Annotated in this window: 15 protein-coding genes and 1 pseudogene; 8 read left to right on the forward strand and 8 right to left on the reverse strand. The window is 67.6% G+C overall.

Annotated features, from left to right (window positions below; translation table 11 throughout):
- Positions 1–255: 255 nt before the first annotated feature.
- Positions 256–495 (forward strand): hypothetical protein, encoded by a 240-nt coding sequence (locus tag ACZ3II_RS07025; protein ID WP_465516709.1) that lies wholly within the window; start codon positions 256–258, stop codon positions 493–495.
- An 849-nt stretch (positions 496–1,344) separates the two neighbouring features.
- On the forward strand, positions 1,345–2,076 hold the full coding sequence (locus ACZ3II_RS07030; RefSeq protein WP_465517241.1) for a DNA-methyltransferase: 732 nt from the start codon (positions 1,345–1,347) through the stop codon (positions 2,074–2,076).
- A gap of 44 nt (positions 2,077–2,120) precedes the next feature.
- On the opposite strand, the gene ACZ3II_RS07035 is transcribed toward ACZ3II_RS07030, so the two are convergent.
- Together ACZ3II_RS07035 and ACZ3II_RS07040 are read right to left on the reverse strand one after the other, a co-directional pair.
- Positions 2,121–2,360, reverse strand: a complete 240-nt coding sequence (locus ACZ3II_RS07035; protein WP_465516710.1) for a hypothetical protein — start codon at positions 2,358–2,360, stop codon at positions 2,121–2,123.
- A gap of 370 nt (positions 2,361–2,730) precedes the next feature.
- Complete coding sequence (locus tag ACZ3II_RS07040) at positions 2,731–3,300, reverse strand: DUF5753 domain-containing protein (RefSeq protein WP_465516711.1); 570 nt, start codon at positions 3,298–3,300, stop codon at positions 2,731–2,733.
- A 69-nt stretch (positions 3,301–3,369) separates the two neighbouring features.
- On the opposite strand from ACZ3II_RS07040, the gene ACZ3II_RS07045 reads away from it, so the two are divergent.
- Both ACZ3II_RS07045 and ACZ3II_RS07050 read left to right on the forward strand, forming a co-directional pair.
- Positions 3,370–3,882 carry a helix-turn-helix domain-containing protein gene (locus tag ACZ3II_RS07045; RefSeq protein ID WP_465516712.1) on the forward strand — a complete coding sequence of 171 codons (513 nt, stop codon included), beginning with the start codon at positions 3,370–3,372 and terminating at the stop codon, positions 3,880–3,882.
- A gap of 20 nt (positions 3,883–3,902) precedes the next feature.
- Positions 3,903–5,147, forward strand: a pseudogene (locus ACZ3II_RS07050) (PBSX family phage terminase large subunit).
- 223 nt (positions 5,148–5,370) lie between these two features.
- On the opposite strand, the gene ACZ3II_RS07055 reads toward ACZ3II_RS07050, so the two are convergent.
- From ACZ3II_RS07055 to ACZ3II_RS07065, 3 genes are all read right to left on the reverse strand, one after another.
- Entirely contained in the window at positions 5,371–5,541 is a 171-nt protein-coding gene (locus ACZ3II_RS07055) for a hypothetical protein (protein ID WP_465516713.1), read from the reverse strand.
- Positions 5,542–6,539: 998 nt separating this feature from the next.
- On the reverse strand, positions 6,540–7,346 hold the full coding sequence (locus tag ACZ3II_RS07060) for an ANTAR domain-containing protein (RefSeq protein WP_465516714.1): 807 nt from the start codon (positions 7,344–7,346) through the stop codon (positions 6,540–6,542).
- A 70-nt stretch (positions 7,347–7,416) separates the two neighbouring features.
- A complete protein-coding gene (locus ACZ3II_RS07065) occupies positions 7,417–7,599 on the reverse strand; it encodes a hypothetical protein (RefSeq protein ID WP_465516715.1) in 183 nt (60 codons plus the stop codon).
- A gap of 307 nt (positions 7,600–7,906) precedes the next feature.
- On the opposite strand from ACZ3II_RS07065, the gene ACZ3II_RS07070 reads away from it, so the two are divergent.
- Positions 7,907–8,107, forward strand: a complete 201-nt coding sequence (locus tag ACZ3II_RS07070) for a hypothetical protein (RefSeq protein ID WP_465516716.1) — start codon at positions 7,907–7,909, stop codon at positions 8,105–8,107.
- Here the strand turns inward: ACZ3II_RS07070 and ACZ3II_RS07075 are convergent, their stop codons facing one another.
- Together ACZ3II_RS07075 and ACZ3II_RS07080 are read right to left on the reverse strand one after the other, a co-directional pair.
- The gene (locus tag ACZ3II_RS07075) at positions 8,108–8,629 is read right to left on the reverse strand and encodes a DUF1360 domain-containing protein (protein ID WP_465517242.1); all 522 of its coding nucleotides are present in this window, start codon (positions 8,627–8,629) and stop codon (positions 8,108–8,110) included. It abuts the gene before it with no gap.
- Entirely contained in the window at positions 8,626–8,874 is a 249-nt protein-coding gene (locus ACZ3II_RS07080; RefSeq protein WP_465516717.1) for a DUF6158 family protein, read from the reverse strand. The genes ACZ3II_RS07075 and ACZ3II_RS07080 overlap by 4 nt, the downstream gene beginning before the upstream one ends.
- Before the next feature lie 90 nt (positions 8,875–8,964).
- Between ACZ3II_RS07080 and ACZ3II_RS07085 the strand changes: the two genes are divergently transcribed.
- The 3 genes from ACZ3II_RS07085 (at position 8,965) to ACZ3II_RS07095 (ending at position 11,003) form a co-directional block, all read left to right on the forward strand.
- On the forward strand, positions 8,965–9,396 hold the full coding sequence (locus ACZ3II_RS07085; RefSeq protein WP_465516718.1) for a hypothetical protein: 432 nt from the start codon (positions 8,965–8,967) through the stop codon (positions 9,394–9,396).
- An 18-nt stretch (positions 9,397–9,414) separates the two neighbouring features.
- The gene (locus tag ACZ3II_RS07090) at positions 9,415–9,732 is read left to right on the forward strand and encodes a DUF3817 domain-containing protein (protein ID WP_465516719.1); all 318 of its coding nucleotides are present in this window, start codon (positions 9,415–9,417) and stop codon (positions 9,730–9,732) included.
- Between the two features lie 308 nt (positions 9,733–10,040).
- A complete protein-coding gene (locus tag ACZ3II_RS07095) occupies positions 10,041–11,003 on the forward strand; it encodes a C40 family peptidase (RefSeq protein WP_465516720.1) in 963 nt (320 codons plus the stop codon).
- Between the two features lie 152 nt (positions 11,004–11,155).
- Here the strand turns inward: ACZ3II_RS07095 and ACZ3II_RS07100 are convergent, their stop codons facing one another.
- Positions 11,156–12,157: a sigma-70 family RNA polymerase sigma factor gene (locus ACZ3II_RS07100; RefSeq protein WP_043529791.1), complete on the reverse strand. Its 1,002-nt coding sequence runs from the start codon at positions 12,155–12,157 to the stop codon at positions 11,156–11,158.
- Positions 12,158–12,382: the final 225 nt, after the last annotated feature.

Below are 12,382 nucleotides of genomic sequence, written 5' to 3' on the forward strand. Positions count from 1 at the left end.
GGCGACTACGGGGGTGATTAACGCCAGCATGCGAACGCGCCCACCTGGGCAGACCTCCGTGGCCACGGGGCGGCGACATGCTGACGACCACGGAACCGCCCCACCGTTTCAGGGCTCGTGACACCGAGCAGCCAGGCCCCACAGCCGCCGCACCATGACCACAGAACGGTCAAAACCCCGTAGTCGGCAGGGCCCTTGGCCATGAACAGCCCAGTGGCCGTTCCGCTCGACCGGCTCCGGCAGGCAGCCCCGCACATGAGCGAGCGCATGGCCGATGCGACCCGGCTCCTTGCCGACCGCATCGACGGCCGTATCCGCCGACAGCTTCGGCTCGGCCACGACCGCCAGCTGGTGCCCCGGGTGCCCTGCCCGACCTGTGACACCAGCGGCTTGATGATGCGCACTTCCCCGCCGCGCGCCGAGCGTGTCATGGAGTGCACCACCTGCGGCGCTGCATGGCTGTGGATGACAGTGGTAAGGAGCGCCGCAGCGTGATTGAGGTGGCCGGAGAATGGTGGGGCACTGCCGCCGAGATTGCCGATCAGATCGGCCACGACGTTACCGTGGCGATGGTGCGCTGGTGGGCTGCACACGAGGGACTTTCGCGTATCCGGATTCGGGACGGCGATGGCCGGCCGCAGGTCCGGTATCTCCTTGGCGAGGCGGTAGTGATCGAGGCGGCGAAGCGCCACCGAGGTCGCGGACGTCGTCGGAGCTTTTCGGGGGACAGCTATCCACTACCGACGACACCGGAGATGGCGAGATCCGATCATCGATGTAATTCGACAGCAGATTCAGCGGCACGGCAGCTAAGAGCCCGATAAGGATGCTCGCTAAGCTCCACGTCCTGGCCTTTCGATACTGACGATCTTGGTCCGCTTTCTGCCGCTTCTCCCACTCGCGGCGACGCTTGACTTCCTTGGCGTGAGCAACGGCCATCTGCTCTAGCGCTTTCATGGTCTGCTGGAGCTGCAGCTCAGTGCGCTCCTGCGCCTTCATGATCTGCTGGAGCTGCAGCTCAATTCGGGAGGGCTGGGAGGGGGTGGACGGGACGCGGCGAAAGCTGGGGAGGCTAAACACCAGGAGACCTGTGTGCGCTACCGCTTCGAGGAGAAGCGGCCTTCCCCACTCAGGAGATCAGCTTCCCCTTCTTGACGTGCTAAGGATCTTTCTTCCCACTGGTCGTGGCGGAAGTGTGCCAGATGCAGCCCGGAGACCACAGGTCCCGGGCTGTTGTGCATCTCCGGCCGGTCCGTCCGGACGCCAGCTGTGTTTGGGGGAGCCGGCGTCCGGACGTGCCCCCAGACAGCCATGATCCCCCAGGTGAGCCACGAAGGCACGCACTTGACCACCTGGCACCTGCACCACGGCGACGCGCTCGCCGTCCTGCCCACCCTCGACCGTTCGAGCGTCGACCTGGTCCTCACCGACCCGCCGTACAACTCCGGCGGCCGCACCCAGTCCGACCGCACCAAGGAAGGCGCCCGCGGCAAGTACGTCTCCGGCGACGCCAAACACCAGCACGCTGACTTCGTCGGCGACAACCGCGACCAGCGCTCATATACGGCCTGGCTCTCGCTGATCCTCGCCCACTGCCTCGCCGCGGCCCGCCCGGGCGCGAGCCTTCTATTCTTCACCGATTGGCGGCAGATGCCGGCCACCTCCGATGCGCTGCAGGCCGGTGGATGGCTGTGGCGCGGCATCATCCCGTGGCACAAGCCGATCAGCCGGCCCCGGGTCGGCGGGTTCAAGGCCGAGTGCGAGTACGTGCTCTGGGGCTCGAACGGGCCGATCGACGCCACGCTCAACCCGGTGTACCTGCCCGGGCTGTACTCGGCGAGTCAGCCCCGGGGGAACAACCGGGTGCACATCACGCAGAAGCCCGTCGACCTGCTCGCCGAGCTGCAGCGCGTGTGCGTTCCGGGCGGAACTGTGCTCGACCCGTTCACCGGCTCCGGCTCGACCGGCGTGGCCGCGCTCCAGTCCGGCCGACGCTTCGTCGGCATTGAAGCGAGCGACCACTACGCCACCGTCGCCAGTGAACGGCTCGAGGCCGTTGCGGCGAACGAGGCGTAGGAGATGGTGCGGGCCGACCGGGAAGCCGGCCCGCACCAGCAACCTCAGCGCCGCCGGCGAAGGTAGACCACGGCCACAATCAGCGCGCCGATTCCCAATACACCGAAGATCACGAGCGCCACGAGGGTTGCCGCAGACTCCTTCTCCGTCGCGGTAAGAATGCCGATCATGCCAGCGGCCGACCCGGTGAACGCCGCGAAAGCGCCGAGGACGGCCTTGCCCTCGTCGTTGCTGTTGTTGCTACTGCTGCTGCCAGAGGGCGATCGCCTCTGTAGATTGGACATGTTGTTTCTCCATCTGTGCTCGTGAGAAGGCGCTCCGGGGAAGCGACATCACGACGGCCCGCCTGCCAGCGGGCCGTCCCCATGTACGGCTGGGGACGTTGTCAGGTGTCGCGACTACCTGCAGTTCTTGAGGGGTTACGTCCTTTCCGGCCTCGGCAACACTGGCCACTCGTGCAGCCTCTGTCGCCCCAAGGTCTCTATGCACAGTCTCCCAGCCCCCGACAGAACGAGCCAACAGTCACTTCCGGTGCTAGCTGTGTGACCATCGGTAGTCATCGTTGCCTGCGGGCCGTGTTCAAATTGCGAGGCGACGCTTTCTTGATCCTCATCAGGGTCTCCCATCGGTAATCAGCTGACGCAGAGCCGACCATCAGTGATCCCGCAGGACCCCTTCCATGAACGACGTCGTCTCGTGCACGGTGAGAGCCTTCCGCTGCAGATCGTGGAAGGCTTCCAGGTACCCGGCCACCTCATCAGGCTGCTCCAGGTACCAACCGGCGCCAACGACACCCTCGTGGTAGACGATGTCGGACATACTGGCCGCTGAGCCAGTAGATATCGCATTAGAGAACTGAAGGACGATGAACCCGCTCACCAGGCCCCGGTGGGCACCCACGGAGAACGGAAGGACCTGAAAGACGACGCGGGATCCGGTGCTCACCTCGAGCAGCCTGCGAATCTGGTCCCGCATGGTCTCGCGACCACCGATGGACCGGCGCAGCACGGATTCGTCGACGACGAAATTCAGGGCGGTGTTGCTGTTCAACAGCCGCTGCTGTCTGGCGACCCGTATCTCGACGAGCCTCATAAGCTCGCCGCTGACATCGGGATGGGCGACTCGGTAGAGGTCCAGCAGATCCCGGACATCGCGGGCTGAGATGTTTCTCTGTGCTGTTTCTAGACGGCTGATCTTTGAAGGCGACAGCAGCAGCCTTCCCATCGCGTGATTGTGTAGTGGGCCCATCCCGATCAGAACTCCACAGCGAGGTGACATCCCGGTGAGGTGACCATGGCTTCAGGACACCCACCCGTCACCGACGACGAGCGCCGCCGCGTGGCCGAACTCCACGCCGAAGGCAAGAGCCGCAACGCCATCGCCACCGCGATCGGACGGTCCGGGCGCACGGTCTCGAAGATTGCCGACGAGCTGGGCCTCGCCTTCGACCGCACCCGCACCGCCGCCGCGACCGTGGCGAAGAAAGCCGACGGCGCCGCCCGCCGCGCGCAGCTCCAGTTGGACGCCCTGGACGCCGCCGGCCGCCTGCTCGGCCAGATGTTCTCCCCGACCGTCGTCTACAACTTCGGCGGCAAGGAGAACGACTACAACGAGAAGGCCGTCGACGAGCCGACGTTCCGCGACAAGCGCGACATCGCCACCGCCATCAGCGCGCTCGCCGCGACCGCGCTCAAGCTCGCCGAGTACGACAAGGCCACCGGCAACGAAGACGAGAAGTCCATGCTCGGCGACCTGTTCGATCAGCTCCGCACCGCCCGCGACAACGCCCGCCAGGATGGAACGTGACCGGGCTCCGTGGCCTGGCGATGTCCGAGAAGCAGATCGACTACGTGCTCGACTCCGATGCCTTTGTGAATCTTGCTGAGGGCTCGGTGAGGTCTGGGAAAACGATCTCCGGCCTGCTCCGGTGGGCCAAGTACATCGCCAAGGACGCCCCCAAGACCGGCGACCTGGTCGTCTGCGCCAAGACGTACGACACCGCGAAGCGGAACATCTTCAACCCGCTCCAGGACGACTCCGTGTTCGGCCGACTGGCCAAGGCCACCAGCTACACCCGGGGAGCGCCGACCGCGATGATCCTCGGCCAGCAGGTCGAGGTCATCACCTTCAACGACGAACGCTCCGAGGCCCGGCTTCGGGGCATGACCTCCCGCGGCGCGTACGTGGACGAGTGGTCCCTGATGCCGCGGAGCTTCCACGAGCAGCTGCTCGGCCGGCACTCCGTCGACGGCAGCCAGATCTTCGGCAACACCAACCCGGACAACCCGCGGCACTGGCTGAAGACCGAGGGCATCGACCGCGCCCAGCCCGGCGGCCCGCTGGCCGGCGACTGGAAGGTCTGGAAGTTCGTCCTGGACGACAACCCTGGCCTGTCCGAGCGGGTCAAGGAGCGTTACCGGCGCCAGTACACCGGCCTCTACTACCGCCGGAACATCCTCGGTGAGTGGTGCGTGGCCGAGGGCACGGTCTACGACATGTGGGATGCGGCGAAGCACGTCGTCAAGACGCTGCCGGGCATCGTCCGCTGGATCTCCCTCGGGATCGACTACGGCACCACCAACCCGTTCGCCGGCCTGCTCCTGGGCATCGGTGTCGACGGGAAGATGTACCTCGCTCGAGAGTGGCGTTGGGACAGCAAGAAGCGGCAGCGCAGCCTCACCGACGCGGAGTACAGCGCACGGCTTCGGGCGTGGCTCGACCAGCTGGGCGTCCGCCCGGACTAGTTCTGTGTCGACCCGTCCGCCGCGTCGTTCTCCACCCAGCTGTTCCACGACGGCATCACCCCGGCCCCGGCCGACAACGCCGTCCTCGACGGCATCCGCCTGATCGCCTCGCTGCTGTCCGAGGGCCTGCTCCTCGTGCACGAGTCGTGCTCCGGTTGGATCGAGGAAATTGGTGGCTACGTCTGGGACGAGAAGGCCGCGCTGCTGGGCGAGGACAAGCCGGTCAAGGTCGGCGACCACTCCCTGGACGCAGGCCGATACGCGATCAAAACCCCAGAGGTGCTGTGGCGCCCGCTGGTGAGGGGCGCTCTTGACCTTGCTGCTTGACTGCGAGCTTCCTGGTTGTACGTCGGTGGAGCTGTACGCATTGAGAGATCCTGGCCAACATGCGGAGTGAGAAATCCTTGCCAATTCGCTAGGATTAACGCATAGCCTGTATGCAATCAACATCACGCAACGGTTGAGAGCACAGATGCGAGTAGAGCGGCCCGCCCCCGGCCTGGAAACCATGAGGCGGACCGTCTACCGTCCCGGCGGACTCACCTAGGCCTTAGGTGGGTCCGCCGCTTCCGTTGAGTACTGCGATCAGCGTGGCAACAGCTGAGATCAACGTTGCCGCCGCGGTGAGGGTCTCCGGCTTGAGCCACCACCGTTCAGTATTCTGCGTGCCTTCAGCCTTGTCTTCGCCGTTCTCCTCGATCGGCTCGTCATTCGCTGCCAACGTGGAGCGTTCCTTCCCGGCGCTACACACTCGGTGGCCCCTCGAGGGAATGTCACCGTGCGGCTGACCGCTCCGAAACGCTCGAGGTCACGATACCGACTCTGGAAGGCAATCGCGGGTGACGCACGCCTTTGAGATAGAACAGGCGTTCGCTTCATCTGAGCCGGATTAAGGTTCTCCAGCTTCTGAGCCCGTGGTCCGCTGGACCCGTGGCCACAAAACAGTCAGAACCCCGTGGCCTACGGGACGGGTGGCCACGTGACATAAGCCCCGTAGCCTTCGAGGGTGGGCGTGGCCACGGAACTGCCCGCAAAATGCCGTTGGTGTCGAGACAGTCGGTTTTTCGTCGCCCAGTGGTTTTTGCTGGGTGCCGGAAAATCGCCTGTCTCGACACCAACGGCATTTTGCCCGCGGAGCGAAGCGCAGCAAAGCTAGCACAGAGGGGTGAGGAAAACGGATGCCCGTCCCGCGGGTGAGATATTCGAATACCTCAGCCGGTGGGCGAGAAAGCCGGATACCCCAGCCCCGTGGGCAAGAAAACAACCCACCCCGCCCCGCGAGTGAGCCAGCCAGCACACCCCGCCCCGTGGGCAAGAAAGCCAGCACACCCCGCCCCGTGGGCAAGAAAGCCAGCACGCCTCGCCCGTGGGTGAGAAACCCGGCATCTGAGCCAGCGGACGACCCAACCGGCCCACCTTGCCCTACGGGCGACCCAGCCGCGCCCTCCTCAGGCCGCGGGTGAGCCAGCCGACCCGCCTTGCCCCGCGGGCAACCCAACCACCCACCTCAGGCCGCGGGCGAGCCAGCCGCCACCTCAGGCCGCGGATGAGCCAGCCGACCCGCCTTGCCCTGGGGGTGACCCAGCTGCCCACCTCAGGCCGCAGGCCAGCCAGCCGACCCGCCTTGCCCTGTGGGTGGACCCATAAAGCAAGCCCCACCCCTCGGGTCGACCCACACAGCCCACCCTCACGCCCGCGAGTGGGGCGCTGACGGCTGTCTCAGGCGCTGTTGCGGGCGGCTGCTGTCACGAGGCGGATCGCGACGGTGGTGCGGTCGAGGCCGAGCCGCTGGGCGCTCTCCTGCAGGATCGCGTAGGCCTCCTGGACGCCGCAGCCGCGCTGGGCGATGATCACGCCGACGGCGCGGTCGACTTCGGCGCCTTCAGTGAGGGCTTCGCGGCGGTGCAGTTCGCCGATCAGGACTTCGGCCTGTCCGGCCAGGGCCATGGCGGTGACCAGCACTTCGGGGTCGACGTCGCCGGGCCGGGCCAGGTACACGCTGACTGCTCCGACGGCGGTCCGGCGGATGTCGAGCGGGATGGCGGCGAGTCCGCCGAGGCCGTCGGCGCGGGCGGCTTCGCCGAGTTCGGGCCAGCGCTTGTCGGCTGTCAGGTCGGTGGAGGTGACGAGGGTCCGGGTGCGGGCTGCTTCGAGTCCGGGGCCGGTGCTTCCGGCGTACTGCAAATGGTCGAACGTCTCCCCCGCCCGCCCGGAGGACGCCGCGGTGAGGGGCCCGCCTTCGCCGATCAGCGCCACCGAGCACCGCGCGACGCCCGGCAGGGCGCCCGCCGCGAGGGCGGCGAACCGGTCCAGGGCCTGGGTGAGGGAGTCCGCGGCGAGGAGGCGCACGGTGAGTTCGTGCAGGAGACCGGCGAGTTCCACCGGGTGCGGGCCGCCGGCCGGGGTGGCGTGTGCGGCTGCCGGCCGGCGCGGCGTGGAGATCGTGGACGTGCCGTCTTTGGGGGTGCGCCGGGTCAGCCGGGCGCCACGTTGCGCGGCCGGGACTCGGCGTTTGGGAGCAGACACTCGAGGGATATTGCCACGTCTATCCGGAAACGTGCGCGATCAGGTGCCCCGTTAGGGGGGTGTCCCGGGTTCAAACCGACTCGTCGGATGTTCTCCGCTCAAGGAACGAATCCGGCGCGGCCCCGGGGTCGTCGGTCCGTTCGTCGGAGTCGGCGAGGATGGCTTCGGCCTGGGCCCGCGGGTCGGCGCTGCCGGTGGCCCGTTCCTCGGGCAGCAGGTCGGCGGCACGGTGTCCGGTGCGCTCGTCGGTCATGTTCGCGGGGTACCCGGAGGGCTGCCGGGAAAACCGGGCTGCGGGAGGCCGGGAGAGTATTGCGCCGCCCCTCGGGTTTCCCCGAGAGGCGGCGCGAATGCCGGTGTGCAGGTCGCCTCGCGGCGAGTGGCTCAACACGGCTCCAGCCGAACGGTATTCCGTGCAGGCGTTGGGTGAGGCCCGGGGACACTGGGCACACCGGCATCCGTTCACAACCGTCGGCACCCGCGCGGGATTCCGTGAGTCGTTGTGACCTGGCTTACACCCACGGTGTTTGGCAGGGGACCGCTCGGGTAGTCCTCCGCCCGTGACCGACGACATTCGTGAGCTGGACGCCTTCCTGGATGCCGCCTACGACGCCCAGGAGCGGCTGAGCAGCGGAGACCTGCAACGACGCGCGATCGCCGCGGACCTTCCGGCGACCGCGCTGACCCGGATCGACGCGCTGCCGGAGGGCGAGTACGCCCAGGACGAGGCGGCCGAGGCTCTCCGCGCCCTGCAGCTCTGATCAGTCCCGTTCCGCCTGCTTCTTGACGATGCAGTAGGCCATCTGCAGGAAATCGGATGCCGCCGTCGCGGTGAGTGCGGTGGCGGCGAGCCGGGTCAGCCGGGGCGCCAGCACTAGTCCACCGGTGAGCGCCGTGGACACCCAGACCGCCAGGCAGAACGGGCAGGTCAGCAGTTCGCCGATGCTGTGCCGGACCGTGCTGCCCTCGTCGCGTACCTCCTCGTGCAGTTCGGCCGCTCCGGCCGGTGCGGTGTACCGGGTGAACGGGGCCCGCAGCGGGCTGGTCACCGCTTCCTTGGCCACCAGCCGGCTGAGCTTGTGGGTGGCGATCGACACGAGCGCCACGTCGCCGAGGCTGGGCCGCTCGGGCACCGGCCGGCCGCTGAGCCGGGCGGCAGCGGCCAGCGCCCCGGCCATCGTCCCGAAGGCGCCCATGGCGACCAGATATCCGTCGAGCGGCCGGTGCTCGTGCGGCGCGTAGGCGCGCGCGACCCGGGAGATCCGCTGGCGCAACGCCATCAGAAGGCCTGGGTGAGCCGGTCCGGGTCGACCTCGCGCCCGGGGAATCGTGCCATGTATTCGGTCTCCAGTTCAGCGGTGCGTTTGAAATGGTTCTCCAGGGCGGCGTCCGGGCCGTGCCGGAGGGTGTGCAGCCGGGTCCGGTAAAGGCTGCCGAGTTCCCGGAACAGGTCGTCGTCGGACAGGCCCGCCGGGTCGACACCGGTGTCGAAGGACACCGCCGCGCCCTCCTCGAATCGCGCTTCCATCGTGCTGCGCCTCCTATCCGAATGGGAAAGGTCTCGCCAGCACGGTTGCCCGGGCAAACGTCCACCAAACCCGCCGGTACGCTCGTGTACATGAAAGGGCTGTGGACTCCGGCGTGGATGGCCCGCCATCTTCTCGCGCTGGTGATGACCGCGACCTGCCTGGCGCTGGGCTGGTGGCAGTTCAGCCGCGCCGCCGACGGCAACTCGATCAGCTGGGGCTACATGTTCCAGTGGCCGGTCTTCGGCGGCTTCGTGGTGTTCATCTGGTGGCGGGAGATCCAGCTGGCCCGGCGCAAGGCGTCGGGCGAGCCGCTGAGCGTCCCGGAGGAGACCGCTCCGGGCACGCCGGCGGCACCCGGCGCACCGGTCACTCTGGGTCGCCCGGTCCGGGTCGCGGTGGATCGGCCGTCCGCGGGCGCGCCCGACCCCGAGCTGGACGCCTACAACGATTACCTGGCCTGGCTCACCGCCAATCCGGGCGCCCGGCCGGCCGACTATCCCGGCCGTATCCCCCACAAGTAGCAAGAGGAGTCACCGACCGTGCAGGGAGCTCTCACCCGTTACCGGATCATCGCCTGGATCGTCGGCACGCTCCTGCTCGTGCTCACGGTCGGCATGGTGCTGAAGTACGGGCCCACCGACAACCCGATCCTGGTGGAGACGGTGGGTCAGCTCCACGGTTTCCTCTACATGGTCTATCTGGCGCTCACGTTCGACCTGTCGCGCCGGGTGGGCTGGCCGTTCCAGCGAATGATCGTGGTCATGCTGTCCGGCACGATCCCGTTCCTGTCGTTCTGGGCCGAGCGTCAGGTGACCCGGCACTGGGTTCCGGCGGCCGAACCGGCACTGAGCGAATAGTCCGGATAAGCGCGGCGAATTCACGCTCAGCGGCGATCGAATAACAGCCCGTTATCAGGATTAATCGCGCGAGCCGGGCTATTGGAAGATTTCACCCGCTGAGGTCTTGATTTCTTTTCTTCCGCCGATAGGTTAATGCGGTTGGTCCGGTCCGCAGCCACAAACCCTCCGGTGGCGCCGGCCAACGCCGCCGACCCGGCGCCTCTTTTCGAGGGCGACCGGCGCCATCGGGACAGGGCCTCTCTTCCAGCCCGGACACCTCCCGGCGAACCGGTAGGCGGCCAAGCGGAAGAAAGGCCCCCTGACCAGTGCCACACCCCCGAACCCGGTTCCGGGCGCTCGTGGTCGCGCTGACGGCATTCGCGATCACCACGTCGGGTGGGACCGCCGCGAACGCGGCTCCCTCCCCCGCCGAGCTCACGAAGAAGATCGAGGCGGCGTCCACGAACCTCGAGAACGTCACCGAGCAGTACAACAAGCTGCGGATCGACCTGACCAAGACCAAGGCCGAAGCCGTCAAGCTGGAGAAGTCGCTGAAGCCGGCCCAGGCGGCGCTCGCCACGGCCACCGCCAAGGTGGACACCATCGCCGACGCCACGTACATGCAGGGCCGCATCGGCCCGCTGGCGGTGATCGCGAACGGTGACTCGGCGAACCTGCTGGAGCGGCTGGCGATGCTGGAGCAGATCGCCCGCTCCAACCAGCAGGACATCGACGCGTTCACCGAGACGACCCAGACGTTCGCGGAGCGCAAGGCCGCTCTCCAGCAGACCCAGCGGAAGCAGAACGCTCAGGTCACCGAGCTGGCGACGCGCAAGAAGAAGATCGAGGGCGACCTCGAGGATCTGTACGACATGCGCGAGGCCGCCTACGGCAGTCCCACCGAGGACACCGGCTCCTACACCGGCACGATCCCGAGCATCCCGGGCAACGCCGGCAAGGCCGTGACCTTCGCGTTCAACCAGATCGGCAAGCCGTACGGCTTCGGCGACGCCGGCCCGAACTCGTACGACTGCTCGGGTCTGACCCAGGCGGCCTGGGCCGCGGCCGGCAAGTCCCTGCCGCACAACGCCGCCGCGCAGTACAGCGCCACCGCCCGGATCAGCCGATCCGATCTCCAACCCGGTGACCTGGTCTTCTACCGGAGCAACAAGCACGTGGCGATCTACGTCGGCGGCGGCAAGATCATCGACGCGCCGTCGGCCGGCCGGGACGTCCTGCATCGCACCATCGACATCATGACGCCGAACGGCTACGGCCGGGTCCGATAGGCGTCGGTCCGGCTGGTTCTGGTGGCTGTCTCGGCGGCGCCGAGACAGCCACCAGAACCAGCCGGACCGCCACAGCAGTACGAAAAGGCCGGCGCCCCCGCGGAGGGGGCGCCGGCCTTGATCGTTTCAGAGGGGCTGTGGACGGGTCGGGATCAGGCGGCGGCCAGACCCTCCGCGCGGGCCAGCTCACGCAGCCGGCCGAGCGCCTGGATCTCCAGCTGGCGGATCCGCTCCCGGCTCAGCGAGAAGCGGGACGCCACCTCGGTCAGCGAGTGCTCGCGGCCGTCCTCGAGACCGTACCGCGCCCGCATGATGCCGGCCGACCGGTCGTCCAGGTGGTTGAGCAGGCCCTCGATGCGCTGCCGCTCGAGCGCGTTGAGCACGATCTCCTCGGGCGAGGGCGCGTCGCTGTCGGCCACCAGGTCGCCGAGGTTGGTGTCGCCGTCGTCGCCGACCGGGGTGTCCAGCGAGACGGTGTCCTGCGCCCAGCGGGTGAGCTCGTTGACCCGCTCGACGGTGACGCCGAGCGCGGCCGCGACCTGCTCCGGCTCCGGGTCGCCGCCCAGCTCACGGACGAGCTGGCGGGTGACGTTGCGCATCCGGTTGACGTCCTCGACCAGGTGGACGGGGAGCCGGACGGTGCGCTCCTGCTGGGCGATGGCGCGGCTGATCGCCTGGCGCACCCACCAGGTGGCGTAGGTGGAGAACTTGTAACCGCGCTCGTAGTCGAACTTCTCGACGGCGCGGACCAGGCCGGTGTTGCCTTCCTGGATCAGGTCCAGCATCGGCATGCCGGACCGCACGTAGCGGCGCGCGATCGAGACGACCAGGCGCAGGTTGGCTCGGATGAACAGGTCCTTCGCTCGCTGGCCCTCGGTGACGAGGCGCTCCAGCTCCTCCCGGCTGACGCCGCGGCGCTCCTCCCCCGTCTCGAGCAGGTGCTCGGCGTAGAGGCCCGCCTCGATCGCCTTGGAGAGCTCGACCTCCCGCGCGGCGTCCAACAACGGCGTCCGGGAGATCTCGTGCAGGTAGACTCCGACGAGGTCGCGCTCCTCGGCGACCTGGTCGGTACGCATCACGGTGTTCTTCTCCACGTTGCCCACGGTCCCCTCATTGCCGTCACTAACCCTGTTACGGGCATTACCTGCGTCCATCAGCCCTCTCCCGTAACGTCCGCAGCTCGTGCATTGCGGTTGCTGACATCTACACAACAAATTGCCGACTCAACTGATTCCAGCTGGTGGGTCGAAAGTGTCACGAATGCCTGGGTGATACCTGAGAGCCCAGTGCGCGGTCCCTGAGTGCGGCATCTTCGCGACCGTCCTGCTGACGGTCGGATACCCTTTGCGCGACTCATAACACCATCGGCCTCTCATCGT

It is taken from the genome of Actinoplanes sp. NPDC019969 (assembly GCF_055562375.1).

Excerpts from the sequence above, each read along its gene's own strand:
- ACZ3II_RS07025 (WP_465516709.1), top strand. The coding sequence starts at position 256 with ATGAGCGAGCGCATGGCCGATGCGACCCGGCTCCTTGCCGACCGCATC.
- ACZ3II_RS07035 (WP_465516710.1), bottom strand. The coding sequence starts at position 2,360 with ATGTCCAATCTACAGAGGCGATCGCCCTCTGGCAGCAGCAGTAGCAAC.
- ACZ3II_RS07040 (WP_465516711.1), bottom strand. The coding sequence starts at position 3,300 with ATGGGAAGGCTGCTGCTGTCGCCTTCAAAGATCAGCCGTCTAGAAACA.
- ACZ3II_RS07045 (WP_465516712.1), top strand. The coding sequence starts at position 3,370 with ATGGCTTCAGGACACCCACCCGTCACCGACGACGAGCGCCGCCGCGTG.
- ACZ3II_RS07065 (WP_465516715.1), bottom strand. The coding sequence starts at position 7,599 with ATGACCGACGAGCGCACCGGACACCGTGCCGCCGACCTGCTGCCCGAG.
- ACZ3II_RS07080 (WP_465516717.1), bottom strand. The coding sequence starts at position 8,874 with ATGGAAGCGCGATTCGAGGAGGGCGCGGCGGTGTCCTTCGACACCGGT.
- ACZ3II_RS07085 (WP_465516718.1), top strand. The coding sequence starts at position 8,965 with ATGAAAGGGCTGTGGACTCCGGCGTGGATGGCCCGCCATCTTCTCGCG.
- ACZ3II_RS07100 (WP_043529791.1), bottom strand. The coding sequence starts at position 12,157 with ATGGACGCAGGTAATGCCCGTAACAGGGTTAGTGACGGCAATGAGGGG.